This is a genomic window from Alteribacter lacisalsi (assembly GCF_003226345.1).
GTDB lineage: Bacteria > Bacillota > Bacilli > Bacillales > Salisediminibacteriaceae > Alteribacter > Alteribacter lacisalsi.
The window spans coordinates 1,593,815-1,620,322 of sequence record NZ_PDOF01000001.1 but is presented as its reverse complement, the minus strand read 5'-3'; the positions used below and the strand labels follow the sequence as shown (position 1 = coordinate 1,620,322).

Annotated in this window: 30 protein-coding genes and 2 riboswitches; of the genes, 23 read left to right on the top strand and 7 right to left on the bottom strand. The window is 46.8% G+C overall.

Annotated elements, in window-relative coordinates:
• Positions 1-5: 5 nt before the first annotated feature.
• A complete protein-coding gene (locus CR205_RS08020) occupies positions 6-824 on the bottom strand; it encodes a carotenoid biosynthesis protein (RefSeq protein ID WP_110518475.1) in 819 nt (272 codons plus the stop codon).
• A gap of 103 nt (positions 825-927) precedes the next feature.
• Here CR205_RS08020 and CR205_RS08015 point away from each other — a divergent pair, with 103 nt between their 5' ends.
• Positions 928-1,794, top strand: a complete 867-nt coding sequence (locus CR205_RS08015) for a Cof-type HAD-IIB family hydrolase (RefSeq protein ID WP_161524718.1) — start codon at positions 928-930, stop codon at positions 1,792-1,794.
• A gap of 137 nt (positions 1,795-1,931) precedes the next feature.
• On the opposite strand, the gene CR205_RS08010 is transcribed toward CR205_RS08015, so the two are convergent.
• Both CR205_RS08010 and CR205_RS08005 read right to left on the bottom strand, forming a co-directional pair.
• Positions 1,932-3,446: an NCS2 family permease gene (locus CR205_RS08010; protein ID WP_110518471.1), complete on the bottom strand. Its 1,515-nt coding sequence runs from the start codon at positions 3,444-3,446 to the stop codon at positions 1,932-1,934.
• Entirely contained in the window at positions 3,443-4,039 is a 597-nt protein-coding gene (locus tag CR205_RS08005; RefSeq protein WP_110519750.1) for a xanthine phosphoribosyltransferase, read from the bottom strand. Before CR205_RS08005 ends, CR205_RS08010 begins: the two co-directional genes overlap by 4 nt.
• A gap of 157 nt (positions 4,040-4,196) precedes the next feature.
• Positions 4,197-4,298: riboswitch (purine riboswitch) on the bottom strand.
• 206 nt (positions 4,299-4,504) lie between these two features.
• Here CR205_RS08005 and CR205_RS08000 point away from each other — a divergent pair.
• Positions 4,505-5,041 carry a PTS sugar transporter subunit IIA gene (locus CR205_RS08000; RefSeq protein WP_110518469.1) on the top strand — a complete coding sequence of 179 codons (537 nt, stop codon included), beginning with the start codon at positions 4,505-4,507 and terminating at the stop codon, positions 5,039-5,041.
• A gap of 322 nt (positions 5,042-5,363) precedes the next feature.
• On the opposite strand, the gene CR205_RS07995 is transcribed toward CR205_RS08000, so the two are convergent.
• Complete coding sequence (locus CR205_RS07995) at positions 5,364-6,371, bottom strand: TIGR03943 family putative permease subunit (RefSeq protein ID WP_110518467.1); 1,008 nt, start codon at positions 6,369-6,371, stop codon at positions 5,364-5,366.
• A gap of 12 nt (positions 6,372-6,383) precedes the next feature.
• Positions 6,384-7,454, bottom strand: a complete 1,071-nt coding sequence (locus CR205_RS07990; protein ID WP_110518465.1) for a permease — start codon at positions 7,452-7,454, stop codon at positions 6,384-6,386.
• A gap of 256 nt (positions 7,455-7,710) precedes the next feature.
• On the opposite strand from CR205_RS07990, the gene CR205_RS07985 reads away from it, so the two are divergent.
• Complete coding sequence (locus CR205_RS07985) at positions 7,711-8,349, top strand: TlpA disulfide reductase family protein (protein ID WP_110518463.1); 639 nt, start codon at positions 7,711-7,713, stop codon at positions 8,347-8,349.
• Positions 8,350-8,389: 40 nt separating this feature from the next.
• On the opposite strand, the gene CR205_RS07980 is transcribed toward CR205_RS07985, so the two are convergent.
• On the bottom strand, positions 8,390-9,304 hold the full coding sequence (locus CR205_RS07980) for an aldo/keto reductase (protein WP_110518461.1): 915 nt from the start codon (positions 9,302-9,304) through the stop codon (positions 8,390-8,392).
• Between the two features lie 121 nt (positions 9,305-9,425).
• Between CR205_RS07980 and CR205_RS07975 the strand changes: the two genes are divergently transcribed.
• Complete coding sequence (locus tag CR205_RS07975) at positions 9,426-10,496, top strand: DUF3866 family protein (RefSeq protein WP_110518459.1); 1,071 nt, start codon at positions 9,426-9,428, stop codon at positions 10,494-10,496.
• Here CR205_RS07975 and mciZ read toward each other — a convergent pair.
• Positions 10,456-10,638 (bottom strand): Z-ring formation inhibitor MciZ, encoded by a 183-nt coding sequence (gene mciZ, locus CR205_RS07970; RefSeq protein WP_110518457.1) that lies wholly within the window; start codon positions 10,636-10,638, stop codon positions 10,456-10,458. The genes CR205_RS07975 and mciZ overlap by 41 nt on opposite strands.
• 99 nt (positions 10,639-10,737) lie before the next feature.
• Between mciZ and CR205_RS07965 the strand changes: the two genes are divergently transcribed.
• From CR205_RS07965 to CR205_RS07870, 19 genes are all read left to right on the top strand, one after another.
• Positions 10,738-11,274, top strand: a complete 537-nt coding sequence (locus CR205_RS07965; RefSeq protein ID WP_110518455.1) for an NUDIX hydrolase — start codon at positions 10,738-10,740, stop codon at positions 11,272-11,274.
• A gap of 130 nt (positions 11,275-11,404) precedes the next feature.
• Positions 11,405-12,040 carry a stage II sporulation protein M gene (gene spoIIM, locus CR205_RS07960; RefSeq protein ID WP_110518453.1) on the top strand — a complete coding sequence of 212 codons (636 nt, stop codon included), beginning with the start codon at positions 11,405-11,407 and terminating at the stop codon, positions 12,038-12,040.
• Between the two features lie 120 nt (positions 12,041-12,160).
• A complete protein-coding gene (gene fur, locus CR205_RS07955) occupies positions 12,161-12,628 on the top strand; it encodes a ferric iron uptake transcriptional regulator (protein WP_110518451.1) in 468 nt (155 codons plus the stop codon).
• Positions 12,629-12,808: 180 nt separating this feature from the next.
• Positions 12,809-13,042 carry a YqzK family protein gene (locus tag CR205_RS07950; RefSeq protein ID WP_110518450.1) on the top strand — a complete coding sequence of 78 codons (234 nt, stop codon included), beginning with the start codon at positions 12,809-12,811 and terminating at the stop codon, positions 13,040-13,042.
• Positions 13,043-13,064: 22 nt separating this feature from the next.
• Complete coding sequence (gene xerD / locus CR205_RS07945) at positions 13,065-13,952, top strand: site-specific tyrosine recombinase XerD (protein ID WP_110518448.1); 888 nt, start codon at positions 13,065-13,067, stop codon at positions 13,950-13,952.
• Positions 13,953-14,110: 158 nt separating this feature from the next.
• On the top strand, positions 14,111-15,295 hold the full coding sequence (gene deoB, locus CR205_RS07940; protein ID WP_110518446.1) for a phosphopentomutase: 1,185 nt from the start codon (positions 14,111-14,113) through the stop codon (positions 15,293-15,295).
• 205 nt (positions 15,296-15,500) lie between these two features.
• Complete coding sequence (locus CR205_RS07935) at positions 15,501-16,313, top strand: purine-nucleoside phosphorylase (protein WP_110519748.1); 813 nt, start codon at positions 15,501-15,503, stop codon at positions 16,311-16,313.
• A gap of 76 nt (positions 16,314-16,389) precedes the next feature.
• A complete protein-coding gene (locus CR205_RS07930) occupies positions 16,390-17,691 on the top strand; it encodes a pyrimidine-nucleoside phosphorylase (protein ID WP_110518444.1) in 1,302 nt (433 codons plus the stop codon).
• A 470-nt stretch (positions 17,692-18,161) separates the two neighbouring features.
• Positions 18,162-19,340 carry a D-alanyl-D-alanine carboxypeptidase family protein gene (locus CR205_RS07920; RefSeq protein ID WP_110518440.1) on the top strand — a complete coding sequence of 393 codons (1,179 nt, stop codon included), beginning with the start codon at positions 18,162-18,164 and terminating at the stop codon, positions 19,338-19,340.
• A gap of 162 nt (positions 19,341-19,502) precedes the next feature.
• Positions 19,503-19,856, top strand: coding sequence for an anti-sigma F factor antagonist (spoIIAA, locus tag CR205_RS07915; protein ID WP_110518437.1), 354 nt, complete (start codon positions 19,503-19,505; stop codon positions 19,854-19,856).
• Positions 19,853-20,293: an anti-sigma F factor gene (gene spoIIAB / locus CR205_RS07910; RefSeq protein WP_110518435.1), complete on the top strand. Its 441-nt coding sequence runs from the start codon at positions 19,853-19,855 to the stop codon at positions 20,291-20,293. Before spoIIAA ends, spoIIAB begins: the two co-directional genes overlap by 4 nt.
• Positions 20,294-20,301: 8 nt before the next feature.
• Complete coding sequence (gene sigF / locus CR205_RS07905) at positions 20,302-21,057, top strand: RNA polymerase sporulation sigma factor SigF (RefSeq protein ID WP_110518434.1); 756 nt, start codon at positions 20,302-20,304, stop codon at positions 21,055-21,057.
• 137 nt (positions 21,058-21,194) lie between these two features.
• Positions 21,195-21,818: a stage V sporulation protein AA gene (locus CR205_RS07900; protein WP_110518432.1), complete on the top strand. Its 624-nt coding sequence runs from the start codon at positions 21,195-21,197 to the stop codon at positions 21,816-21,818.
• Positions 21,811-22,233 carry a stage V sporulation protein AB gene (locus CR205_RS07895; protein WP_110518430.1) on the top strand — a complete coding sequence of 141 codons (423 nt, stop codon included), beginning with the start codon at positions 21,811-21,813 and terminating at the stop codon, positions 22,231-22,233. The genes CR205_RS07900 and CR205_RS07895 overlap by 8 nt, the downstream gene beginning before the upstream one ends.
• 6 nt (positions 22,234-22,239) lie before the next feature.
• Positions 22,240-22,704, top strand: a complete 465-nt coding sequence (locus CR205_RS07890) for a SpoVA/SpoVAEb family sporulation membrane protein (protein ID WP_110518428.1) — start codon at positions 22,240-22,242, stop codon at positions 22,702-22,704.
• A 14-nt stretch (positions 22,705-22,718) separates the two neighbouring features.
• Complete coding sequence (gene spoVAD / locus CR205_RS07885; protein WP_110518426.1) at positions 22,719-23,738, top strand: stage V sporulation protein AD; 1,020 nt, start codon at positions 22,719-22,721, stop codon at positions 23,736-23,738.
• Positions 23,739-23,741: 3 nt separating this feature from the next.
• Positions 23,742-24,092: a stage V sporulation protein AE gene (gene spoVAE / locus CR205_RS07880; protein WP_110518423.1), complete on the top strand. Its 351-nt coding sequence runs from the start codon at positions 23,742-23,744 to the stop codon at positions 24,090-24,092.
• 8 nt (positions 24,093-24,100) lie between these two features.
• Positions 24,101-24,679: a stage V sporulation protein AE gene (locus tag CR205_RS07875; protein WP_110518421.1), complete on the top strand. Its 579-nt coding sequence runs from the start codon at positions 24,101-24,103 to the stop codon at positions 24,677-24,679.
• Positions 24,680-24,704: 25 nt separating this feature from the next.
• Positions 24,705-26,159, top strand: coding sequence for a spore germination protein (locus tag CR205_RS07870; RefSeq protein ID WP_110519746.1), 1,455 nt, complete (start codon positions 24,705-24,707; stop codon positions 26,157-26,159).
• Positions 26,160-26,255: 96 nt separating this feature from the next.
• A riboswitch (Lysine riboswitch) is annotated at positions 26,256-26,432 on the top strand.
• Positions 26,433-26,508: the final 76 nt, after the last annotated feature.

Here is a 26,508-nt window from a genome sequence, read left to right as displayed (position 1 = left end):
CAGCTTCAAATGCCGGTTTTCTGCTGTGAATAGCGGCCGCCCTCCTTCAAGGTTCCTAAGAATCGGGGAGTAAAATAAAAGGTATAAACGATGATAAGTGCCGCAAGCGTTGTGAAGAAAGCCAGGAACAGACCGTTTACAACAGCGACTGCCATGAACATGGCTGTCATCATTCCATACAGCCAGGCCATGCGAAAACTCCATTCCGAGCTGTCTGTCTGCCATCCTTTATGACGTTTAGTTAGTATGAATACAATCAAGTGGAGAATAAAGCTGAGTATGAACCATCCTGCATAGTTGGAAAATGGAATGCCATAGTAAAAGCCGCCTTCAAGCCATACCCAGTATTCTTTGACGTCATAGGCTACAGGATCGATAATCAGGTCCATCGCAGTAGCTGTGAAGGCGCCGAGTACAGGGTAAACAATGATGGCGAATTTTCCGGTTGCATTCGTAACGGGCTTCATCAGGACGTGGGAGGTGGCTATTACCATCACCCAGGCGAATCCAATTGTAACAGGTACACCAATCATTTTCGGGCCAAAGTCAGTCCGGTATTCGTAGTTACCGAAGAACAAGCCGGTAGCAACGCCGAAGGATTCAAGGGCCATAGACAGGATGAAGATCCCGCCAATGAGAACAAGGCCAAGAATCTTTCCGTATGTACGGTAAAAAAAGAGCATGGCCAGAAAGCCTGCTGTAATTAAAAACACGACATTTGCCCATTCTAACCATGGAGGCACCAGGTCAAAACTGAGCAGAAACACACCGCATATGTACCAGAAAATAAAAAAACGGAAAAGATACCGGTCGGTTTTCTCCATACATGTAAACTCCCTTCTGTCTGACTGTCATTATATCGTGAAAAGAGCAGGGGTGTACACTGATTTGCGGGGAGTACCGGACCGATATAATGGAGGATATATGATGTCAGGAATCAAGCTGATTGCCACGGATATGGATGGAACGCTATTGGATAGTGAAAGAAGGATCCCAAAAAAGAATGCTGAAGCGATCCGGTATGCCGAATCAAAAGGAGTCACAGTTGCAGTGGCAACAGGACGTGACTTTACGGAAGCTGTAGTACCGTTAAAGGAAGTAGGCATCAGGCTTCCGCTCATCTGTGTGAACGGAGCAGAAATAAGACAGAAAGACGGGGATATTTACTCACAAGTAACGATGTCCCGCTCTTTATACAGACGGGCGGCAGACATTCTTCGAGATGAAGGGGTTTACTACGAAATATACACAGGAAAGGGCTCCTATACAGAAGACGAGCAGAAGGGTCTGCAGATTGTAGCGGACATTATGCTCAGTACGGGGGAATTCGAGTCGTACGATCAGGTGATGAGGGTAGCGGAAGCCCGATTTAAGGAAGGGGCAGTTACGGTTACGGAAGACTACGATCAGATTCTTAACCAGGGGGTCAGTCTTCTTAAACTGCTCGCCTTTTCCAAAGACGGAAGCAAGCGGGAAAAGGCAGCGGAGAGACTTCGTAAACTAGGAAGTATCGCGGTTAGTGCTTCCGCTTCGGAAAACCTTGAGATTACCCATGTTCATGCGACAAAAGGACAGGCCCTGGAGCAGGTTGCACAGAATATGGGGATTCCTATGAATCAAACAGCTGCCATTGGTGACAATTTCAACGATTTAAGTATGCTGAAGGCTGCAGGTACAGGAATCGCCATGGCCAACGCAGCGGATGAAGTGAAGGCTGTAAGCTGTTATATTACCGGAGCAAACACAGAAGCAGGTGTCGCCGAAGCCATCTATCGTATGATCGATGGTAATTGATGAATCCGGTACAAATTTAAACTGAAGAAAAAGAGGCCGGGACATAAAGAAAGTGTTCGGAATTTTGTCTGAAAAACACTTCTGTCCCGGCCTCTGCCATTACACGGTTATTCAGATGCTCATCGGCCTGAAGCTTACTAGGCAGCCCTGCGGGAGACAGGCTGTTCTCCAGCGGACAATTTGGTTTCCTTCAGGGCAAATGCGCCAAGGAAACCAGCAACGAGAAAATAGCCGAGAGCATAGTCCGAAGCTGCACCAACGGCAAGACCGGAAGCATGCATCAAACCGAAGAAACTGAGGATCCCGGCAGTGCAGGAGAAGACAGCAGCCTTCTTGAAGTCGTGGTCGATAATGGCTACCGTGATGGCTCCAAGCAGGATGCCAGTAAACATTGCCCCTTCACCTAGAGGAACGATGCCGCCTGAGATTTCCTGAAGAACAGAACCGGCGTCATTTCCAAAACGGGTCATCAGGTAGTTGGCGAAGTAGGGAAGCATGGCTATGGCAACAGCAGGGTAGTATTTTGTTTCGTTTTTACCAAAAGCAGCCGAGACCATTGAGATGCCAACGAAAACGAGGATCGGGGCAACAACTGCAACAGGAATAACCGCTGCAAGAGCACCAATCAGACCAAATGAAGCGGCAAGAAAGAAAACTGCTGCGTTTAGAATGCTGTAACCTCTTCCTGCCTTCATCCATTTGGCGCCTACAGAGGCAATATAAACGGTAGTGGGAAACAGACCGCCGAACAAGGCGCCAATCATGGTTCCAGTCCCGTCGACAGCCTGGCATTCACGGACATCATAGCTGTCACCTTCTGCTTTCATAGCTTCCACGTTGTTCATCGTCTCAATGGCATTGTATATCGTAATCGGCAGAATGACCGCAAGCAGGGCAATCATACCAGTGAACAGCAGACCAAATCCTTCAAATACAGCTAACGAAGGGAGCACCGGGTAAAATCCCAGATTAGCCAGTCCGTTCTGAATGGCGCCGGTATCCGCGTAGCCCAGAGCAAATGCAAGACCGGTTCCTGCGATAATGGCAAATAAAGAAGCTGGAATCTTAAAAGGGAGCGTGACCTTGCCGACAAGACCGACAAGAATGACAACGAGAACAAACAGGCCGACAACGGGCATTTCCAGCGTGGTAAATAACATCTCACCGGCAATAAACGTAAGAGCAACACCTGCAAGGGCACCAAGCATCGCCGCTCTCGGCAGTACACGTTGCAGCCATTTACCGGTGAAACTGGCTAGAAACTCAATCAGACCGCTGATAAAACACGCGGCGAGTGCGATTTTCCAAGCCAGCTCGGCGTCCCCTGTCAGCGTGTAGGCAGGGAGAAGAACACCGAATAGAAAGACGAACATAACAGGTGTACTGATCCCATAGGAGAGGGCTGTCACATCGGTTCTGTTTTCCTTGGCAGCAAGACGTCTGGCCATAAACGCATAGTAGAGATTACCGAACACGACTGCCGCCGCAGCACCGGGAATGACCTTTCCGAATACAAGAGAGGCGGGAAACCCCATTCCGAGCATAGTAACGATGATGATGACGAAATTTGCGAGATTATTCTGGAAAAGGGCAAAGAATGCATCTGTGTCTTCTCGTCTGTACCATGGATAGTTTACCGTTTTTGTACTCATACTTTTACCTCGCAGGCAGCCTCATCAGAAAAACGTACCGTCCCATCTGAAAGGGAAGCAATCCGGGCGAGTGATTCCACTCTTAGGCCAGCTCCGTCAAGGAGAGTCCTTCCCGGCTGGAAAGACTTTTCAATGACAATGCCGATGCCTGCCACACGAGCACCTGCATCCTGAACAATGGAAGCGAGACCCAGAGCCGCCTGTCCGTTTGCAAGGAAGTCATCAATGATGAGAACGGTGTCGTCTGCACTGATTTTATCAGCCTCGACAGTGATCGTGCTTGTTGTCTTCTTCGTGTACGAGTAGACATCTGCCGCAAACAGGCCTTTATGGTGAATGGCTGACTTCTGTTTTCTGGCAAAAACCACCGGGCACCCTAAATATAATCCGGTCATGACCGAAGGAGCGATACCTGAGGATTCTATCGTCAGGATTTTTGTTATTCCATCATTTTCAAACCGCCGTGTAAATTCCTTTCCGATTGCAGCCATGAGTTCGGGATCAATGCCGTGATTTAAAAACTGGTCAACTTTAAGTATGTCCCCTGATAATACGGTTCCCTGAGTCTGTATCGCCTGTTTAAGTTTAATCACGTGAAGCGCCTCCTGTAAAAAAAAGATAAAAACCCGCTGATGTCCTTTCCTGACGAGTGAAAGGCACCACCGGGCTCCGGAGGTATGAAAATAAAAATAATTGCAAATCAGACACATACCTCCTGATGGACAGGGGTATAGTAAGGTAGTCCTTTTCGCAATTCTGCCTATCACCCGTAGTCAGACAATTTACGGTTGTCTGGTAGAGACTTGTGAGCCATATCCTCACCCTTATACGAGTTTTGTTATGAATGACCTGATTATAGCACAATGGAACGGGCAGAAAAAGAGTAAAAAACGAACTTATTTAATTTCCAATGAAAAAATGTTCGTGTTCCCCGGTTGGATGATGGAAAACGATCCAGGCAGGAGGTCTCTTATTGTTTACAGGAATGCCGGATGTCGTTTAAAATGTATCTTTGCGTGGAACATGTACATACAAATCAGAAAGAAAGGTGATTCAATATGCTTAAGAAACTTTTTGGACTTGATAAGAAAGAAGAAAAGCAGGAGAAGGCCGAGGTAAAGATGCCGGAAGCAGACGGAAAGGATGTACTGGTAGCTCCTCTGACAGGACAGGCGCTGCCCCTCTCAGAAGTTCCTGACCCTACTTTTGCAGAGAAAATGATGGGGGACGGCGTAGCCATTAAACCGACAGAAGGAACAGTCGTAGCTCCGGTACACGCTGAAGTAATGCAGGTATTCCCGACAAAGCATGCAGTAGGGCTGAAGACGGTCAACGGCGCAGAAATCCTTATTCATATCGGAATTGAAACAGTAAATATGCAGGGAGAAGGCTTTGAATCTTTTGTAAAAGAAGGGGATAAAGTAGCTCCTGGTGACAAACTGATTACTTTCGATATGGACCTTGTAAATGAAAAAGCGGAAAGCACGATCACGCCGATCATTATTACAAATGGTGATGAAGCAGGAGAACTTAAAAAAGAAGAAAACATTGACGTTTCCCGCGGAGAAACGACGATCCTTACGATTACAAAATAGAACGGGGCTTGGGATAAAACAGTCTCTAACTAAGTAAAAAACGGTGACAATGATCGCTTTTCGATCGTTGTCACCGTTTTGTATGTTTAAAAATGTTTGATAAGCCTGTCGGGCGGTGTACTTTCTCAAGTTCACCGCCATTAATGCAAATTCTATTTGTTTTTCACCTGGTTTTTGCTCGATCTTCCCCGGTTAGCTGAAGCCTTGCCCGCGGCAAGCGAGTGTGTTTTTGAACAATCAACCATTAAATGCTCCCCAAAGCAAAAGGCCCTCACCAACGATGAGGGTCTTTCTATTTAGCTGAGTTTTGTCCCAGCCTCCATTAAAATCTGAAGCTTGGATACACATAGGGAGAATCAGGCTCTTCAACCTCATTCAGATCGGCATCTGTAATAACAGGAAGGCGGTAGCCGTTGTATTCCCCTTCTTTGATGGTTCCGTAAACGTGGATCCAGGTATCCTCTTCAATTTCTTTCGCATGACTGCTTTCAATCAGCGTTCCATAAACACCTGCGTCAGCTGTACAGCATGTCATGGAAAAGCGGGCAGCAACCAGCTGGTGGTCATCAAAATCAGGCTCGCGGAACGCAAAACCGATCATCTCGATGTCTTTTCCGATGAACTCGTCAAGATGCACATCCATTACGGTCATAATATCAAGGTAGTTGTCTTCGGTCACGGTAATGACATCTTCATGCTTCAGCTTTTCTGCAAGCTCAACGTAATACTGGTCAAAGCCTTCCTGATCGTAGAAATCCTCTACTGTAAAGTGCTCATCCATCTCGTCAGGCGATGGTGCTTCTCCGGTACCGGATGTGTCAGCTTCAAGACTTTCCATATAGCCTTCCGGGTCTTCCAGGTACTCATCGGCAGTACTCTGCTCTTCTTCAGCCGTTTCAGCGGCCTCAGTCTGGCGCCCGGCCTCCTGGGCAGCATCTGCGCTTGGGGAATTTCCGCTTCCGTATATCATTCCCCGGTTAGAGGCTACCGAACTGTCTAGGGCACGATCCGGGAGGACAAACCCCATTAATACCGGCAGGATAAAGATACTGTAGATGAGCAGTTTTACAATCGGCGGGCCAGGGATCCTGTGATCATGCCCACAGGTGCATGCGGCTCCACTGCTGTCATTTTTCTTTGTACTTCTGAACACCTGAACGATCCCCAGAATAAAGAAGGTGACAAGGCCAAAGTAAACAAAAGGCATCATTTTAGGTGCAATATAATAAACAATGTTGCCGCTCAGAACAAACCAGAGCATCAGTAGAGCAAATCCAATCAGGATAATCCCCTGAATAAAAGCGTGAAACGAAAAATCATACTCTCTCAATGAAAACTCCCCCTAAAACCACATATACCAGTTTGGCAGTACAAAACGATTGACGAAAAGAATGGATAGAAATACGGTAATTGTCACTGTAATCATGAAGGCAATAACAAATTTAACACGGAAGTATGCGAAAAGCATAAATGTATTCTTCAGGTCGAGCATCGGTCCGTATACAAGAAAAGCAATGAGTGAGCCGGCTGAAAACTGCGGGAACGAAGCGGCGACAAAAGCGTCCGCTTCCGAACAGAGTGACAGCAGATAGGCAAATCCCATCATAACAAGCGTGGATGAATACTCGTTGGCTCCGATGGTCTGCAGGAGCGACCTGTCAAGAAAGGTCTGAAACATAGCTGCGATCAGCGCTCCGAGGATTAAGTATTTTCCCATCAGAAAGAATTCATCGACGGCATGATAAACGGTTTCTTTAATACGGGTCATAAATGTCGGTTTTCCCCCGCTGCTGTGAGTGTGATTATGTTCATGATTATGAGCGTGGTCAGTCAGGCTCTGAGCCTGGGCTCTTAACTGTCTGGTGTTCTTAAACAGCATATATAGGACGAAACCGATTATAATAGAAAGAATAAACGCGAGTCCCATCCGTGACAGCAGGACTGGATGAGTCCAGTTTGAACCGAAAGCAAAGAAGGTGGAGGCAAATACTATCGGATTCAGAATCGGTGCAGCAACGAGAAAAACAACACCTACATGAAGCGGCATTCCTTTTTTCACGAGGCGGGCAACGACCGGTACTATGGCGCACTCACAGAGCGGGAAAATAGCACCAAGTACTGCTGCCGGGAACAAAGCCCCTATCGCATTTTTAGGGAGATAGCGCTGAATGGTTTCTTCCGACACGTAAATCTGAATCATGGCAGACACAAAAACGCCAAGCAGAATAAAAGGAACAGCTTCAATGACGATACTCAAAAACAGCGTGTTCACATTTACCCAGGCTCCCGGGAGATCCTGTATGTACTGGGTACTGCTCAGCCTGTCACTGAATAGAAAAAGGATTAGAAACAACAGAAGCAGCCCCATGCCGATGAGGTCTTTTCCGAAGGCTCTTACCTGATGAGGTTTCATAAAAATGTCTCCTAAAACGTTTGATATATTCTATGATTATTAATGCAAGATATGAAACAGTTTCATTAAATTATTCTATCAAAGGGATATTTGGAGGTAAACGCCGCCTGCAGAATGTAATATAAAAGACATATTAAATAGAATGCAGAAGAAGGACATTATAAATCGTTGAACTTTATGTGAAATTGGGCAGGATGATTCCGTTTTCCAAGCTCAGAAGATATACTGTAAAAAGAGAATTAAAGGGGGAGTCAAGATGAAAGGCAGACACCTTTCAAGCCTGCTTATCTTAACCGCTGCTCTGGGGATTGCTGTATTTGTCATATATGATCACCGGACTGACAGTGCAGCTGAGGATCCACTGGCCATTTATCTCGAAAACGATGGAATAGAAAACGCCGATAACGGTGCCCAGGATACAGATCAATATATTGAAACAGACGAGGAAGGTATTCAGCCGGGGATGCTGTTAAAAGATATTCCGCTCCCGCTCGTGGATGAAGAGGGGGAGATGGGGATTGCCGACTTCAGGGGTTACTATGTCATTTTGAATGTCTGGGCGACGTGGTGTGCCCCTTGCAGGGAGGAAAAACCCGACCTGACACGTATCCACGATGAGTATTATGATGAAGGTGTCCGCGTCGTCGGTCTTAATCGTACTTCCCAGGAGTCGGATCATGATAATATTCACAAATTCCTTGACGAATTCGGTGTGACCTATCCAAATCTCATGGATGAAAATGACGAAGCTGCCAAAGCCTATCAGGTCATTGGTATGCCGCTCACCTACGTGCTGGACCCGGATGGACGTATTATAACGAGAAGGCAAGGCATGGTGAATTATGACATGCTAACAGAAGATCTGGATACAGCCAGGGAAATTTATGAACAGTAAAACACTCCCGGAAAAGCGGATGCTTTTCCGGGAGTGTTTTTTAATCTCTGTGTTTATCGTATTGAGAGACACTTGTTACTGACCTAAGTTCTTCAATCAATGTTTCAGAAAGCGGTTCAATGTCACCGGCTTGTGCATTTGCTTCGATTTGTGAAACACGGCTGGCACCGGTGACAGTGGCAGCCACTTCATTCGATGCGAGCGGATAGCGAAGCGCTAATTCGTGAAGAGTAAGTCTTTCTCTTTCAGCAATTTTCTCCAGCTGAGGTACAATTTCCTGAAGTTCTTCCCGACTGTACTGAAGATAACCGTCGTCATCGAGCTTTCTTTTCCATCCTTCTGCCAGAAGTCCTTTTGCCACCGGACCCCTTGGAAGAACGGAAATATTATGTTCTCTGAAAAGAGGCAGCCATTCTTCCGGACGCCGGTCAAGGAGACTGTACTGCATCATCACACTAACGATATTTGACCGGCTGACATATTCCTTAATGACATTCGGTCTTATGGATGAAATGCCATAATAACGGATCAGCCCCTCCTCAACGAGTTCTTCAAACGCTTCAATCGTTTCGTCGATAGGGTCTTCAATTGTCCCGCCGTGGAGCTGATACAAATCCAGATAATCCGTGCCGAGACGGGAAAGGCTGGCTTTGACAGCAGATTTAAGATGTTTTTTTGATGGATTCCATCGCCAGCCGTCAATTCCCTCGCCCCATTCATTACCGCCCTTTGAAGCGAGAATCACGTCCTGGCGTTTTCCTTTAAGGGCTCTGCCGACTGATTCTTCATTGGACCCGAAATCATAGAGATCGGCTGTGTCAAAGTAATTAATTCCCATGTCGACCGCTTCATGAATAATCCGCTCATTTTCCCGGTAGTCGTCCGAGAGGGACATACAGCCGAACCCGATTTCACTTACATAAAGTTCAGATGAACCGATCTGCCGTTTTTTCAAGAGTCTTCCCTCCATTAGGTACGTATTTTTTCCATCGTACACAAAGGAGGCAGGTTATTCAAATGAGAAGGGTATGAGGCTGGAAATAAATGAATAGGCTTTAGGGGAAAGGTGGTGCGGTATGCAGCGGATCATTACAGTAACAGTTATAGGAATTATCAGTGAAGACAGCCGTGTACAGTGGCTTGCCACAGACGGTGGAAGCGGTGCGGCTGTTCTCTACAGGGATCTGTACCCCGGAGCAAAGGCAGGCGATAGGCTGCGGGTTAATATTACGGCAGGGCTGCTTGGCCTTGGGACCGGAGGAGCTGATTTTGTTACTGGAATAGAACATGCAGAGGAAACAGCTGCAGGGGATGATTCGGGACATATAATGAAATGCCGGTATCTGCCGGTGCAGCACAGTGTGCTTACAGTGGAATCTCCGGAATACCGTGACGGCTGCGTTGTTTATGAGAAGGAACTGGACCTTGGGGGGAAGCGTATCCTTCTGTGTGAACTGCACAGTATGCTTCCTGTCGTATGGGAACTTTACAGAAATGTCGTACCGGAAGGAAAACTGTTGGCAGTGATCGACGACCAGGCATCATTGGGTCTTCCTTTCAGCCGGCACCTCAGCCGTCTGCACAAAGAGGAGGATTTTATATCCGTGTCAATCGGCCAGGCATTTGGAGGGAAATTTGAAGCTGTCAATCTATTAACTGCGCTGCAGTTTGCCTGCACAAATTATCCTGAGGCTCTTTTGGTGATTACAGTGGGGCCGGGGGTGACGGGAACAGGTACGAGGTATGGGTTCAGCGGAATTGTACAATCTTCCTGGGCCAATATGATAGGGAAAAAAGGTGGATGCCCCGTTTGGACACCGCGTTTGTCACAGGCAGATAAACGCAAGCGCCACGTCGGCCTTTCTCATCATACGATTACTGCCCTTACTGAACTCACTTATGCGGATAGTGTGCTGCCTTTGCCTGCCGGAGAACTTACAGACAGGTATCTGTCCGATCACACGGTATCCATGCTTAGAAGCCGGGACGGCATTCATGTTCCTGAGGTGGAAGAGACAGCCATCATCCCATGGGTGGAATCTGTTTTAGGGCATTCATCGGATATTACAACAATGAAGCGTGGAATCAAAAAAGATCTGCTGTTTTTCACCGGGGTCGGAACGGCAGTACATTGGCTGTTTTCGTAGCTCCGGTTCCGGGGAGAGCCTGTCCTTTACTGATCCATGATTCGACGGACGTATGCTCCTTTGACAGCTGTTTCAGGTAGGCTTTTACCTGCCAAACTTTACCTGCAATTACAAATCCGTTTTCCTTTAAATAAACGTGCATGATTAACACTCCTTTTTATGGGGAACAGAGTTTGCTATGCTAAAGCGTATGTAAGCCTGTATTAAAACAGAACCGTAAAAACAAAGGAGCGGAAAGCACATGGATCGTCTTGAAGAAAAAACAACCTCAAAAGAAATTATTTATGAAGGCAGAATCATTGATTTAAGTATTCATCAGGTAGCTTTGCCTAATGGAAAAGAAAGTAAACGGGAAATTATCAATCACCCCGGCGCAGTGGCGGTGCTTGCTGTGAACAAGGAAGGGAAACTGATTCTTGTTAAGCAGTACAGAAAAGCGCTGGAAAAGTCGATTGCGGAAATCCCCGCCGGGAAACTGGAAAAAGGTGAAGATCCAAAAGCCTGTGCTGCAAGGGAACTTGAGGAAGAGACTGGTTACAGGGCTGGCTCGCTTGAAAAAGTTATGTCCTTTTACACTTCCCCTGGATTTGCAGATGAAATCGTCCATTTATATGAAGCAAAAGACCTGTCACAGGGAAAAGCAGGAACAGATGAAGATGAATTTGTGGAACTTCTGGAAGCAACATTGGATGAAGCTGTTTCCATGATCAGGGACGAAACTATTCATGATGCGAAAACAATCTGTGCGATTCAGCATTACCGTCTTACTGAAAAGTGATAGATTCGGATAATGCTCCGTCTCTCCCATCCTTCCTTTTTGTCATAGAACCATCTTCCGGTTCATAGAGTAACACTGTACCGGTTGAAGAAAATGACACTTTGCTAAAGGGGCGGACGGGATGAGGAGGATGAAAAGCGGCCCGGGAAGGGCTATAGCCATGCATTTAGAAGAGAACCGTTCGATCTACGTGTTTTCAATCGTTTTACTGATGATGGGCGTCATTTTCGGCGCTGTGATTGTTAACAGTCTTAATGTGAACCAGAAGAATGATCTTTTCACATACCTGACCCAGTTTTTTGGACAAGTTGAACAGGGAGAGCTTGCCGCACCGCAGACGGTTTTCAGCCAGAGTTTTTCGTATTATGCCAAGTATCTGGGACTGATGTGGTTTTTAGGCCTTTCGGTAATCGGACTGCCGGTAATTCTTGTTATGCTGTTCCTTAAAGGACTTGTTGTCGGTTTTACTGTTGGGTTTCTCGTAAGCCAGATGGGAGCAGACGGATTCTTTCTGGCTTTTGTAACAGTTTTTCCACAGAATGTCTTTCTTGTTCCAGTGTTTATCATAACAGCGGCTGTTTCTATTTCTTTTTCGCTGAAAATATGCCGGCAGATTATCCGGAAGGGGTATGAACCGATCTTTAAGCACTTTACAGCCTATTCATTGTTTCTTTTGTTCACAGGAGCATTTATTACGCTCATCGCGGTTTATGAAGCTTATGTATCTCCTGTGCTGCTTCGTTCGGTTGTCCAATGGCTCGCATAATGTAAGTTTTTCTATATGATAATAATTACAGACACTATATTAAAACGATTCTTATTTGACACCCTTTTTTTGCCGGGAGTATAATAGAGTTTGAATAGGCATTGTGAAGGGGAGTTCATTATGGAGCAGCGGATTGAACGGATAAAAAAACAACTGCATTCACAAAGTTATAAACTGACTCCACAGAGGGAAGCGACTGTCCGGGTTCTTCTTGAACATGAAGAAGATCATCTCAGTGCCGAGGATGTGTATATGCTCGTAAAGGAAAAATCACCGGAAATCGGTCTGGCCACTGTCTACCGTACGCTTGAATTGCTCACGGAGCTTAAAGTGGTTGATAAAATAAACTTTGGAGACGGCGTTTCCAGGTACGATTTGAGGAAAGAAGGAGCTACTCATTTTCATCATCATCTCGTCTGCATTGAATGCGGTTCTGTTGATGAAATTCAGGAGGATCTGCTGGGTGAAGTGGAAAAGGTAGTCGAACGGCGCTGGAACTTCCTCGTAAAGGACCACCGCCTGACGTTTCACGGCATCTGCCACCGCTGCAGCGGGAAAAAGGAACCGGAAAAGGAAGACAGAGCCTGAAGCCTTACTTTTAAGGAAAGTAAGGTTTTTCTGTTTTAATCAATTAGGGCAGCGAGATCCGTTTGAAGGCTCGGCTGGTACGGTATTTTAAATTCAAGCGTATAATCTTCAGTTCCCCCGGCATATTCTTTACTAGACTGTCAAAAAGGCAGGTGAAGATGCCTGGGGAATCGGGGTGAAATGGTGAAAACTGCAAAAGTAATGGTTGATACGTTATTTGTTTTCGTTTTATTTATGGGGTGCACGCTGTTTTTCTATTATGGTATTCTATGGGTAAGCGATGCATACAGCGACTACCACCGCTATGATGAACCGGAAGGACAGGCTGTAAGGGTAATCCAGCCGGTTCAGGGGGAAACAGTCCTCAGCACAATGACAGAAAGACTGAGGCTTTTCTATTTGAACGGCGAGTAGAAATGGAGGCGTTCACAGGAAGATGAGGATGGAACTGAGCAGGTACCTCCGTTATCTGGTAATAGAAAAAGGACTTTCGGCTAATACTGTACAGGCTTATGAGCGGGATCTGACCGCTTACCTTAATTATGTGGAAAACGTGGAGCAGGTTAAAGATATCAGACATGTTCACAGAACTAATATCGTATCCTATCTGCTGAATCTGAAAGAGCTTGGAAAAGCGTCCACCACTATTTCAAGACAACTGTCATCTGTTCGTTCATTTCACCAGTTTCTCCTGCGGGAAGGACTCTCTGATAATGATCCCAGTGATCTGATTGATATTCCGAAAGCGGAAAAACGTCTTCCAAAAGTTCTTTCTGCACAGGAAGTTGAAGGACTTCTGGAATCGCCGGGAAACTCATCGCTTGGGATTCGGAACAAGGCGATGCTCGAGGTTCTCTATGCAACAGGTCTCCGAGTAACAGAGCTATGCTCAATGACACTGTCAGATCTGCATCTGGATATGGGTTTTATCCGGTGTGTGGGAAAAGGGAATAAGGAACGGATTATCCCTCTCGGCGGAGCTGCAGTGAAGGCGCTTCGAACCTATTTGCGTTCCAGCAGAGAAGATCTTATGAAGAAAAACAATCACAATGTTGTTTTTGTTAATCATCACGGAAGGCAGATGACGCGGCAGGGCTTTTGGAAAATACTAAAGCAGCTTGCAATGGATGCAAGGATTGAAAAAGAGCTGACCCCGCATACACTCAGACATTCCTTTGCCACACACCTTCTTGAAAACGGTGCGGATTTGCGTGCCGTTCAGGAAATGCTCGGACATGCGGATATTTCCACTACACAGATCTACACTCATGTATCAAAGACACGGTTAAAAGATGTCTATGCCAGCTATCATCCCCGGGCCTGAAAGCTTTTTCTTCCGGCAGCGGGTGATTGGCCAGTAAAGAGGTCTGACTTCTGACAACTAATTACCGGACTATAGATCCACCTCGTGAGGGTATAGTAAAGCAGGAGAGAAAAAATGGCGCATCTTGTTTACACGTTCATAAAATTGGAGGTAAAAAAATGGATGGAAAGCGGTTTAACAGAGTTTTTCTAATCGTAATGGATTCGGTCGGGATCGGAGAGGCCCCGGATGCAGATAGATTTAACGACAAAGGGTCTGACACCCTGGGTCATATTGCTGAAAAGATGAACGGTCTAGAGATGCCCAACATGGGAAGACTCGGACTGGCGAATATTCGGGATGTAAAAGGAATTGAGAAAGCAGACACCCCGATGGCTCATTACGGCAGGATGGCGGAAGCGTCTAACGGCAAAGACACGATGACAGGCCACTGGGAAATCATGGGTTTATACATAGAGCAGCCCTTCCGCACATTTCCGGAAGGCTTTCCGGATGAATTGATCAGAGAACTGGAGGAGCGTACCGGAAGAAAGATTGCAGGAAATAAACCTGCTTCCGGAACGGAGATTCTGGATGAACTTGGCGAGCATCATCTCAATACCGGAGATCTGATTGTGTATACTTCAGCAGATTCCGTACTCCAGATTGCAGCGCATGAAGAGGTTGTACCTTTAAAGGAACTATATGAAATTTGTGAACTGGCCAGACAACTTACCCTTGACGATAAATACATGGTTGGCAGAATTATTGCCCGGCCGTTTCTTGGAAAGCCTGGTCAGTGGGAACGGACAGCCAACCGTCATGACTATGCACTCAAACCATTCGGACGCACGGTGATGAATGACTTAAAGGACGGCGGATTTGATTCCATTGCCATCGGAAAAATTTCCGATATTTATGACGGGGAGGGAATAACGCAATCTCTGCGTACAACCTCAAATATGGATGGAATGGATAAGCTTGTACAGACAATCGGGATGGACTTTAACGGACTGAGTTTCCTGAACCTCGTTGATTTTGATGCGAAATTTGGTCACCGCAGGGATCCAATTGGATATGGTGAGGCACTTGAAGAATATGATGCAAGGCTGCCGGAAGTACTGGAGGCTCTGAAGGATGATGACCTTCTGATCGTAACAGCGGATCACGGAAATGACCCTGTTCATCACGGGACCGATCATACGCGGGAATACGTCCCTCTTTTAGCGTACAGTCCTTCGTTTACTGGCGGGAACAGGATTGCTGACCGGGCGACTTTTGCTGATATAGGTGCGACAATTGCAGATAATTTCGGTATCAACATGCCTCAATTCGGCAAAAGCTTTCTTGAAGATCTGAAGTAATCGGAACATTACCCTTTGCAGGTGCGGGTTAACTTCCGCGCCTGACATTGTTCTGCAGTCATGAAGACCCTGGAGGGTGATAATCCCAACGAGGCTGAGGGTAGACCTGTGGAAAGCGTCCGTCTGCAGCGAAAAAACAACACTCTTTCCGAAAACAGCTACTCGAACACAGATAAAAATGATAAACAACGAAAGGGACGATCTTATGAAAACGGAAATGAACGAGGCAGTTAAGTTTATCGAAGGAAAACTGAACAGCAATCCGCAGACCGGGCTGATTCTGGGCTCCGGGCTCGGTGTACTGGCAGAGGAAATTGAAGACGCTGTCATCATACCTTATACAGAGATTCCCGGCTTCCCTTCTTCAACTGTTGCCGGTCATAAAGGGCAGCTTGTTGCGGGCACCCTGGAAGGACGGGCTGTGATCGCCATGCAGGGCCGCTTCCACTTTTATGAAGGGTATGATCTGAAACTGGTTACACTCCCAGTGCGGGTTATGAAAGCTCTTGGTGTCGAAGACCTGATTGTCACAAATGCGGCTGGCGGAATCAACGAATCTTTTGAACCCGGTAATCTGATGCTGATTGAAGATCATATCAACAATTTCGGGACAAGCCCGCTGATTGGACCTAACAGTGAAGAAGACGGTCCCCGTTTTCCTGATATGAGCGAAGCTTACTGTCGTGAGCGCATCGCGCTGGCAGAAGAAACAGCAAAAGAAGCTGGCATCAGCGTGCGCAAAGGCGTCTATGTCGGAAACACAGGTCCTGCCTATGAAACACCGGCAGAGGTGAAGATGCTGAGAACACTTGGGGGAGACGCTGTGGGCATGAGTACGGTTCCTGAAGTTATTGTTGCCAGACACTGCGGACTGAAGGTTCTTGGAATTTCCTGTATTTCAAATATGGCAGCCGGGATTCTTGACCAGCCTCTTCATCATGAGGAAGTCATTGAAACAACAGAAAAAGTTAAAGCAGATTTTCTTTCACTTGTGAAAAAAATTGTAGCACGCCTTTAACAGAAATGGCGGCTTAGTGAAAGATTATTCACTTATAGAAAAGGATTTTCTATACAGAAAGGGACGGTGACCGGTTGTGAGAATGGTTGATCTGATCGAAAAGAAACGAGACGGAGAAACACTGACGAATGAAGAAATTAAATTTATTGTTGACGGCTACACAAAAGACGAAATCCCCGATTACCAGATGAGTGCATGGGCAATGGCTGTATTTTTCCGTGGGATGACAGATGAGGAAAGTGCTGCACTGACAGATGCCATCGTTCATTCGGGAGACACAATAGATCTATCGGCGATCGAAGGTACTAAAGTGGATAAGCACAGCACAGGAGGCGTTGGTGATACGACGACACTTGTACTTGCCCCACTGGTTGCAAGTGCCGGGGTGCCGGTAGCAAAAATGAGTGGAAGAGGTCTTGGACACACCGGGGGGACAATCGACAAGCTCGAAGCTATTCCCGGATTCAGTGTGGAGATTTCAAACGACCGCTTCATAGAGCTGGTAAACCGTAACAAAGTCGCTGTAATCGGGCAGACTGCAGATCTTACGCCGGCTGATAAAAAGCTTTATTCCCTTCGTGATGTCACGGCAACTGTAAACTCTATCCCGCTTATCGCAAGTTCGATTATGAGTAAAAAGCTTGCCTCTGGTGCAGATGCCATCGTACTTGATGTTAAAACCGGTTCAGGTGCCTTTATGAAGGAACTTGATGACGCGAAGGAACTGGCCAGAACGATGGTGAAAATAGGTAACGATCTCGGGCGCAACACTTCCGCCGTCATTTCTGACATGACCCAGCCCCTTGGCTATGCAATCGGCAACGCGCTTGAAATGAAAGAAGCGATTGACACACTCAAAGGCCAGGGACCGGAAGATCTTACTGAACTTTGTCTGGTACTGGGAAGTCATATGGTGGTGCTGGCCGGAAAAGCCGAAACTCTTGAAGAGGCACGCTCTATGCTTGAGAACGTAATGAAAGACGGATCCGCTCTGGCACACCTGAAAAAATTTGCCGAGTCTCAGAATGGCGATCCCGATGTGATTGAACATCCGGAAAAACTGCCTCAGGCAGCCTACACATACGAAGTAAAAGCAAAAGAATCGGGATACGTCTCCGGTATCGTAGCAGATAAAATTGGAACGGCCGCCATGGTACTCGGTGCAGGAAGAGCAACGAAGCAGTCTGAAATTGACCTTGCTGTCGGTCTTGTCCTCCGCAGAAAAATCGGTGATCGTGTAGAGGAAGGGGAGACTCTTGTTACAGTACACAGTAACAGTGAAAACACAGATGACTGTGTGAAACGGATCTACGAATCCTATACTATCTCCCAGGATAAAACAGACGCACCTCCTCTTATCTACGATGTCATGAAGTAAAAAGTGAAATAACGGAAATAAGAGTAAAACAGCCTTGACCGCACATGTAACAGCGGGCAGGGCTGTTTTTTGTTGTACAGGAAACCGGGAAAACTTTTTCTTCCCCTTAAAAATTCGCATTGGAACGTATGCGCAGGAGCAGTTCGAAGCAAACTCGGCCTGCAGCGGCAGCGTAATGAAAACAGCAAGCTTTCCAATAAAAGAGTGTTTTTTATCGTTTCGCGCGGCCAGTTTCTTTCACTCCTGAAAAGGTATAAACACCTCCAACAGGGGCAGAATGGTAGAGAAAACACGGCCTTCCTGCAGGCAGAACCGGAGGCAGGCTTCGTTTAGAATCTATAAACCATAAAGCTTTGTTAAAGCTCAGTGCTGATTGAAGCAGATTTTCGGATCGAATGTGCGTAATGGAGCGCTATGAGTGTATATCAGCACCTGCTCTGACAGAGCCAACCATTAAGGAGGTATTTTTTATGAAGCTGTATTCAAAAGTTTTGCTTGTATTTATTGTTTTTACGTTAATGACAGGGATTTTTGCCCCGGGCACCTTTGCTCAGGAGGGCGGGGTTAAGCTTGCAGATGATGCAAGCTCGGCGATTCTGATTGAGAGAGACACAGGAGAAATTATGTTCGAAAAGAACAGTAATGAACAGCTTCCGCCCGCTTCAATGACAAAAATCATGACGATGCTGCTTATCATGGAAGCACTGGATAACGGCAGTATCACAATGGATGAAAAAGTGCGTACGAGTGAACGGGCAGCCTCCATGGGGGGATCGCAGATTTTTCTGGAACCGGGCGAGGAAATGACGGTAGAGGAAATGCTTAAGGGAATTGCAATTGCTTCTGGAAACGACGCATCTGTTGCTATGGCGGAGCACCTGGCAGGATCTGAAGAGGAATTTGTGAACATGATGAACGAAAAAGCAGCCGTTCTGGGACTGAAGGATACAAACTTTGTGAACTCAAACGGTCTTCCGGCACCGGATCACTATACGACTTCCCATGATATGGCCATGATGGCCAGAGAATTGCTCAAGTACGAAAAAATAACGGAGTTCACTAGTCTGTACGAAGACTATCTGCGGGCAGACAGTGATAAAAAGTTCTGGCTGGTAAATACAAACCGTCTGGTGAAATTCTATCCCGGAGTTGATGGACTCAAGACTGGTTTTACACGGGAAGCAAAGTACTGCCTGACAGCTACTGCAAATAAAAAGGACATGCGTGTCATTGCTGTTGTAATGGGAGCTTCAACACCAAAGGATCGGAACCGGCAGATCACTGAAATGCTTGATTATGCCTACAGTCAGTACAAACTCCACAAGCATTATGACAGAGGAACTGTCATTGACCAGGTAAAAGTAAGCAAAGGCGCGAGAAACAAAGTGGAAGCTGTAACCGGTGAAAACGTATCGATGCTGACAAAAAAGGGAGAATCACTCGAAGGTACGACCGAAGAAGTGAAATGGGATAAAAACCTGAAAGCACCGCTGAAAGAAGGAGATAAAGTCGGAACGCTCTCCATTAAACTTGAAGGCAAAGTGCTCTCTGAAGTACCTCTCGTCATAAACGAGGACGTTCCCGAAGCTTCACTATGGCAGCTGATTAAAAGAACCACGTCTGTTCTGGTCGGAAAAGAAAGGTCATGATTCGTCGCTTCTGACCTTTCTTTGACGAAGGTTCACTAGTTTTGCATACGTAAAGGAAAATAAGGGTACCTTGGAGAATTTTTCTTTACGTGTTTTCCGGAGACGAGGAAGTTTATCTCAAAGGCGGAATGCATAAACCTTTGAACAGGGAGTGAAGGGGCTGTGAGTTTACTGATCGATCTTGAAAGAAAAGAAAACGTCCTGTGTGTCAGACTCGAAGGAGAACTTGATCACCATACGGCCATGAAGCTGAGAGAACGTGTCGACCAGGCAATGAAAGAACATCATCTAACACATATGCTGCTGAACCTTGAGAATCTGACGTTCATGGACAGTTCGGGTCTTGGTGTTATTCTTGGGCGCTACAAATTTATTCAGTCACTTGGAGGGGAAATGGTTGTCTGCTCTATTTCTCCGACTGTGAAACGACTGTTTGATATGTCAGGTCTGTTTAAGATTATCCGTCTGGAAACCGACGAGAACCGTGCACTATCTATGCTGGGGGTGGCGTCATGAAAAATGTCATGAAACTGTGCTTTTCTGCAATCAGTGAAAATGAGTCGTTTGCCAGGGTTACAGTTGGGGCGTTTATTGCCAAGCTTGATCCGACTATGGATGAACTTACCGAAATTAAAACTGTCGTCAGTGAAGCCGTAACGAATGCGATCATCCATGGTTATCCGAATGAAGAGCACGGTATGGTCAGAATTGAAGCGGAAATCGATGAAGAAACCGTTAAGATTACCATTCAGGATGAAGGTGTAGGTATGAACAATGTGGAGGAAGCAAGGCAGCCTCTGTTTACATCCAAACCTGACCTTGAAAGAAGCGGCATGGGCTTTACGATTATGGAAAATTTTATGGACGATGTTGAGATTCGTTCTGAACCTATGGTCGGAACTACTGTCAGGCTCCAAAAGCGTCTTGCCGGCCAGAAAGCCATGTGTAATTAGGTGCCGCTATGAATGTTAAAGTAAAACAGAAGAAAGAGGTGTTTTTGAAGGACGAGGAACTCAAGCGTCTGATTGCCGAAGCACAGAACGGCAACCAGGAGTCGAGAGACCGCATCGTAAGTCACAACACCCGCCTCGTCTGGTCGGTAGTACAGCGTTTTTTAAACCGGGGATACGAACCGGATGACCTTTTTCAGATCGGCTGTATCGGCCTGATCAAATCGGTCGATAAATTTGATCTGAATTATGATGTTAAATTCTCCACATACGCGGTTCCGATGATTATTGGAGAAATTCAGCGTTTCCTCCGTGATGACGGAACGGTTAAAGTGAGCCGGTCCATTAAAGAAAGTGCAAACAAAATCCGGAAAATGAAAGAAGAGCTCACCAAAACGCTTGGCAGAGTACCAAAAGTAAATGAGATTGCCGAAAAACTGGACATGTCTCCCGAAGACGTGGTCTTTGCCCAGGAAGCAAGCCGGAACCTGACTTCAATTCACGAAACCGTGTATGAAAACGATGGGGACCCGATTACGCTTCTTGATCAGATCTCAGATCAGAATGAAGGAAAGTGGTTTGATAAAATTGCGCTTAAGGACGTCATTGAAAAACTGGAGGAGCGTGAACGACTGATTGTATACCTGCGCTATTACAAGGACAAGACCCAGTCTGAGGTAGCCGAACGGCTTGGTATATCCCAGGTGCAGGTCTCACGGCTAGAAAAGAAGATATTAAAGCAGTTAAAAGACCAGCTGGAGGAATGATCCGGCTGGTTTTTTGCTTGTCTTTTTATTGCCGATGAGTTTTCATCCTGTGAATGACAATGGCAGATCTATTGCATAATAAGACAGAGCCGCAGGTGCATAGGAGAAAGATACCGGATACCGGGGAGGTGAAGCAGGTGGAGGAGCAGGTCTATATCAGGATGAAGGCAAGAATCAGAGTCAGGCAGCCTTCATCGCTTACTCTGGGGAACATCGCCTCGATAATAGCAGACGATCAATTCAGTGAAAATCTTGATAAGCTTCCTGTTTCAGAGGCAATGGATGACCCGGATTCAAGCCCGGTAGTCATAGATTCAATGAAGATCGTCCGCCTTATACTCAAAGAGTATCCTGCCCTTGATGTGCAGATTGTCGGTCCGGTCCAGACGATCGTCTGGCATCAGGTTGATAAACAGCCGATGAAACCGGTGATGTTTGCTTTAGTGTGGTTTCTTCTTTTTGTGGGATCAGCCCTTGCAATCATGAACTTCCATGAGGATGTGAGCATGTCAGGAGTTCATCAGAAACTTTATAAAGTCCTCACAGGGACAGAAACTGATAAACCGCTATGGCTGCAAATTCCCTATTCATTTGGACTGGGACTGGGAATGGTTCTTTTCTTCAATCACCTGTTCAGAAAACGGATCAACGATGAACCAAGCCCGCTTGAAATGGAAATGTTTAACTATCAGGACAATATTGACAGGTATGTGGCATTGAACCACAGACATCCGAACGAACAGGAAAAGAACAATGATTGATCACCTGCTTACCATTCTTGTTGGTCTGGCTGGCGGGATTGCGGTCGGAAGCGGCCTGGTTGCATTTATTACCGTGCTCGGGATTATTCCGCGGCTGGCCCAGCTCACCTGTACGTCAACATGGGTGACCCGCTATGAAAATGCCGTAATTTTAGGTGCTCTTGCCGGGGCATGGATGAGTCTCGGAAGTCCAGGACTCTCACTTCCTGTAATCGCTTCTGTACCTGTCGGCCTTGCTGCAGGAATGTTTATCGGCCTCCTTGCCGCAGCCCTGACAGAAGTACTGAACGTGTTTCCGATTCTGGCTAAGCGTGTAGGCGCTGCAGACCGCATCTCCTGGCTGCTTTTTGCTATTGTCCTCGGCAAAATAACAGGTTCTCTGTTCCATTGGCTTTATTTTAACTCCATGAGGTGATCCCGTTTGAAAACAGCCGAGCAGATCCAAAAAGACAGATACGAAGAGCGGAGAAAGAAGATCATCATCAAACCTACCTGGAAACGGAATGCCTTCACGGCTTTTCTTACAGGCGGTGCACTGGCAGCTCTCGCCCAGCTTTTGTTTAACCAGTACATCACATGGTTTCAACTGACAGAGAGAGAAGCTGTCAATCCGGTCATCTCCACGTTTATTCTCGCAGCATGCCTGCTCACTGGTGCAGGTTTTTTTGACCGCTTATCCGAAAAATGGGGTGCAGGGGTGATCGTACCGATTACCGGCTTTGCAAATTCTGTCACGTCGAGCGCCATGGAAGCGAGAGCTGAAGGAGTAGTGTACGGCATTACAGGAAATATGTTCCGAATTGCCGGTGTGGTACTTGTGTTTGGTGTGGCTTCGGCCTACCTTGTTTCTTTCATCAGAGTGCTGGTAGAGATGCTGATTAACTAAGGAGAGTGAACAGTGTGAAACAGATCCGGCAGACATGGGTACTTGAAAAGCCTGTTTATGTTGAAGCAACCGCCTGTGTTTCCGGACCTCAGGAAAAGGCCGGTCCTGTCGGCAGGTATATAGACCATTCCTTTCCAAACCTCTACTGCGGGGAAACAACATGGGAAAAAGCTGAGCGGACATTAATGCAGGAAGCAGTAAAACGGTCATTAAAAAAAGGGAACCGCCACATTGAGGATATTGGAATGTTTGCAGCAGGGGATCTCCTTAATCAGACTGTGACGAGTCATTACACCGCACGGGATTATCCGTGGCCGTACCTGGGGCTTTACAGCGCGTGTGCAACTTCCATGGAAGGAGTGGCGATTCTTTCCCTCCTTCTTCAGAGCGGTATTATCAAAAGAGGTCTGACCGTTGTGAGCAGCCACTACGGGGCGGCGGAACGGCAATTCCGCTACCCGGTGGAGCATGTGAGACAAAAGCCCGTAACGGCGATGAAAACGGTGACAGGTGCGGGCGCAATTATCCTGTCCGATGTTCCAGGGGATATCGCTGTAAGGTCTGTCACGATTGGCAGTGTCATTGACTGGGAGTTGAAGGATCCTCTCGACATGGGTCAGGCTATGGCACCGGCTGCTTACCATACTTTCCGCAGACACCTTGAAGAAACAAAACGGACAGAAAATGATTACGATCTGATTATCACAGGAGATTTAAGTATGTTCGGATCACGCCAGTTTCTTGAACTCTGCGAGGAGGATGGATTTTACATTACGGACCGTTATCTCGACGGAGGCAACACCATTTTCGGCTATCACCCTTCAGGTTGTGCTGGAGGAAGCGGCGCCGCGTGCAGTGCACTTGTTACGTACGGTTATGTGTTTCATAAAATGAGAAGCGAGCACTGGAAAAAAGTTCTTTGTATCGCTACGGGAGCCTTGTTTAACCCTTTAACAGTAAGGCAGAAGGAAACAATTCCATGTATTGCCCATGCAGTTGAGTTCGAACTCGTAATGGGAACGGAGGGAGATTAACAGATGGAATACTTCATGGCATTTGCTGTAGGAGGATTATTCTGTGTAATCGGTCAGCTGTTTATGGACATTGGCAGATGGTCTCCTGCCCATATCATGGGGGGATTTGTCGTCGGAGGGGCTCTGATGGACGGGTTTCATCTGTATGACCGGCTGATTGACTTTGCTGGAATGGGTGCTGTTCTTCCGATATCGAGCTTCGGACATTATCTCGTACACGGAGCGATGACGGAGGCTGACAGGTACGGTTTTCTCGGCATCGGTATGGGCATCTTTGAGGTCACATCCGCCGGTGTGTCCTCTGCTATTCTATTCGGGTTTCTTACAGCCCTTGTTTTTAAACCAAAGGGGTGATTGGGAGGATGGACACCAAAAAGAAAGTGATATTAATCACCGATGGAGATGCTTCTGCCAGAGCTGCAGCCGAAGCTGCTGCCAACACACTTGACTGCTTCTTCATTGCAGAATCGAGCGGGAACCCGAGTCCGGTAACTGGGGAAGTCCTCATTAAGCTGATACTCCGGGCAAAAAAAGAGCCGGTAATCATTTTGTTCGATGATTGCGGATACGCAGAAGAAGGGCCGGGAGAAAAGGCGCTGCTTACCGTGTCCCGTCATCCGGAAATACATATACTCGGTGTTCTTGCAGTAGCCTCGCAATCATTTTCCCATGAGTGGGCGAAGGTGGATTTTTCCATCCAGAGAAACGGGGAGCTGACTGAATTCGGGGTCGATAAGGACGGCATTAAAGATACGGAAATCGGCCGGATCAGAGGAGATACGGTTTATGTACTGGATGAACTTGATCTCCCACTTGTAATCGGAATCGGGGATCTCGGAAAGATGGGCGGCAGAGACACGGCGGAGAAAGGTGCACCGGTGACAACCAAGGCATTAGAACTGATTCTGGAAAGGAGCGGCTGTCGTGGCGGAAAACCATAAGGACGAGACTAAAATCGATCATCCTATGTCATCAGATATTCGTGAGAACGAAAGAATAATGAAAGAACGGGTCGGAATCGGGAAAAGCTTTGATGTCGGAGTAAGGAAGCTGCATATCCTCGACAGGGAAGTCCAGATTTACTTCGTAAACGGATTGTGTGATACACAGTACATCATTGAAATTCTCCGGGAACTGATGCTCATCGAGTCGATCGATCGAAAAAAAAGGAATGTTCTCGAACAGATTGAAAACCACTTTGCCCACGTGCAGGTGGAGCATGAAGAAACAATCGATGGTGCCATCAAGCAGATGCTTTCCGGTCTGATCTCCATATTCGTTGAAGGGGAAAAGCGAGCAGTCATTATCGATACCCGAATGTATCCGGGGAGGGGTCCGGAAGAACCGGACCTGGAGAAGGTGGTCCGCGGATCACGTGATGGCTATACCGAAAATATTATTCAGAATACAGCCCTCACACGCCGACGAATCCGTGATGAGCGGCTGAGAAATGAAATTCTTCAGGTCGGCAGACGATCGAAGACAGACATTGCACTATGTTATATAGAAGGCATTGTGGAAAAAGATCTCGTTGACGTGGTGAAAAAAGAACTGGAGGCTATCGACATTGATTCCCTTACGATGGCGGATAAAGTGGTTGAAGAGTTTATCGTTAAGCAGGGGCACAATCCCTTCCCTCTGGTAAGATATACGGAAAGACCCGATGTGGCAGCCACTCATATTCTCGAAGGCCATCTGGTTATTATTGTAGATGCCTCCCCGAGTGTGATCATTCTGCCAACAACTCTCTTTCATCACGTCCAGCATGCGGAAGAATACCGGCAGGCCCCATTTATCGGTACATTCCTTAGGTGGGTGCGGTTTACGGGAATGCTCTTTTCTCTGTTTATCCTGCCGTTCTGGCTTCTGATGGTTGTAGAACCGACACTTCTGCCGGAAGGCTTCGATTACATTGGACCGGATGAAACGACGAATGTTCCGATTTTTGTTCAGATACTTCTTGCGGAACTGGGAATCGAACTGCTCAGGATGGCAGCAATCCACACCCCGTCTCCGCTGGCAACGGCCCTCGGACTTGTTGCAGCACTGCTGATCGGTGAAATTGCGATTGAGGTCGGTCTGTTTGTACCTGAAGTCATTCTATATGTGGCTGTTGGCGCAATCGGGATGTTTGCTACCCCGAGCTATGAACTCGGTATTGCTTTGAGAGTCATAAGGCTGGGGCTGCTCGTCGCAGTTGTTCTGTTCAAGGTGCCGGGCTTTGTGGTTGCTGGGACGTTACTGGTTCTCTCTCTGGCAGCGATCCGGTCGCTAAACGTTCCCTACCTCTGGCCGTTTCTGCCATTTTATCCAAAAGCCTTTTTCGATATTGTGATCCGAAGAGCCATACCTGCTAAAATGAAACGTCCGAGTGTTGTGCATCCCGGCGATTCAGTTAAACAGGCGAAATCAAAAACATAAATGGTGCTGTCCCGTCATCCGGGGCAGCTTTTTTATTGAAATCCCTACCGGTCTGTGGTAAGGTTTTTTCTAACAACTAAATCATTCTCATGTACGTCATGAGGTAGAGGAGCAATGCGAATGAGTAGTCCGTCTGAGTGCAGGAGCACGGTGAAGGCGGCCGAAAGGTCAATTTGCCGAAGAAAAATTCCGTCTCCGCCGGATTTTTCTGGGGCAGTGCAGAACATGCACTGTACTGTCACTGCTTTAAAGCAGTGGAGCACTATCCGGATGATGAAGAGCAATCATGCAGATTCGTCAAAGGTAATTAGTGCTGTGCATTAATTGCCTTTTTTTATTTGGCTTTCTG

Bases quoted from the DNA above. Each gene is read 5' to 3' on its own strand.
- mciZ (WP_110518457.1), bottom strand. From the start codon at position 10,638: ATGCACGTTTATTTAAAGGAAAACGGATTTGTAATTGCAGGTAAAGTT.
- CR205_RS08010 (WP_110518471.1), bottom strand. From the start codon at position 3,446: ATGAGTACAAAAACGGTAAACTATCCATGGTACAGACGAGAAGACACA.
- sigF (WP_110518434.1), top strand. From the start codon at position 20,302: ATGAATGTTAAAGTAAAACAGAAGAAAGAGGTGTTTTTGAAGGACGAG.
- CR205_RS07975 (WP_110518459.1), top strand. From the start codon at position 9,426: ATGCAGCGGATCATTACAGTAACAGTTATAGGAATTATCAGTGAAGAC.
- CR205_RS08020 (WP_110518475.1), bottom strand. From the start codon at position 824: ATGGAGAAAACCGACCGGTATCTTTTCCGTTTTTTTATTTTCTGGTAC.
- CR205_RS07895 (WP_110518430.1), top strand. From the start codon at position 21,811: ATGATTGATCACCTGCTTACCATTCTTGTTGGTCTGGCTGGCGGGATT.
- CR205_RS08015 (WP_161524718.1), top strand. From the start codon at position 928: ATGTCAGGAATCAAGCTGATTGCCACGGATATGGATGGAACGCTATTG.
- spoIIAB (WP_110518435.1), top strand. From the start codon at position 19,853: ATGAAAAATGTCATGAAACTGTGCTTTTCTGCAATCAGTGAAAATGAG.
- CR205_RS07870 (WP_110519746.1), top strand. From the start codon at position 24,705: ATGTCATCAGATATTCGTGAGAACGAAAGAATAATGAAAGAACGGGTC.
- CR205_RS08000 (WP_110518469.1), top strand. From the start codon at position 4,505: ATGCTTAAGAAACTTTTTGGACTTGATAAGAAAGAAGAAAAGCAGGAG.
- spoVAE (WP_110518423.1), top strand. From the start codon at position 23,742: ATGGAATACTTCATGGCATTTGCTGTAGGAGGATTATTCTGTGTAATC.
- CR205_RS07875 (WP_110518421.1), top strand. From the start codon at position 24,101: ATGGACACCAAAAAGAAAGTGATATTAATCACCGATGGAGATGCTTCT.
- spoIIM (WP_110518453.1), top strand. From the start codon at position 11,405: ATGAAAAGCGGCCCGGGAAGGGCTATAGCCATGCATTTAGAAGAGAAC.
- CR205_RS07965 (WP_110518455.1), top strand. From the start codon at position 10,738: ATGGATCGTCTTGAAGAAAAAACAACCTCAAAAGAAATTATTTATGAA.
- CR205_RS07990 (WP_110518465.1), bottom strand. From the start codon at position 7,454: ATGAAACCTCATCAGGTAAGAGCCTTCGGAAAAGACCTCATCGGCATG.
- CR205_RS07920 (WP_110518440.1), top strand. From the start codon at position 18,162: ATGAAGCTGTATTCAAAAGTTTTGCTTGTATTTATTGTTTTTACGTTA.
- deoB (WP_110518446.1), top strand. From the start codon at position 14,111: ATGGATGGAAAGCGGTTTAACAGAGTTTTTCTAATCGTAATGGATTCG.
- CR205_RS07950 (WP_110518450.1), top strand. From the start codon at position 12,809: ATGGTGAAAACTGCAAAAGTAATGGTTGATACGTTATTTGTTTTCGTT.
- fur (WP_110518451.1), top strand. From the start codon at position 12,161: ATGGAGCAGCGGATTGAACGGATAAAAAAACAACTGCATTCACAAAGT.
- CR205_RS07935 (WP_110519748.1), top strand. From the start codon at position 15,501: ATGAAAACGGAAATGAACGAGGCAGTTAAGTTTATCGAAGGAAAACTG.
- xerD (WP_110518448.1), top strand. From the start codon at position 13,065: ATGAGGATGGAACTGAGCAGGTACCTCCGTTATCTGGTAATAGAAAAA.
- CR205_RS07985 (WP_110518463.1), top strand. From the start codon at position 7,711: ATGAAAGGCAGACACCTTTCAAGCCTGCTTATCTTAACCGCTGCTCTG.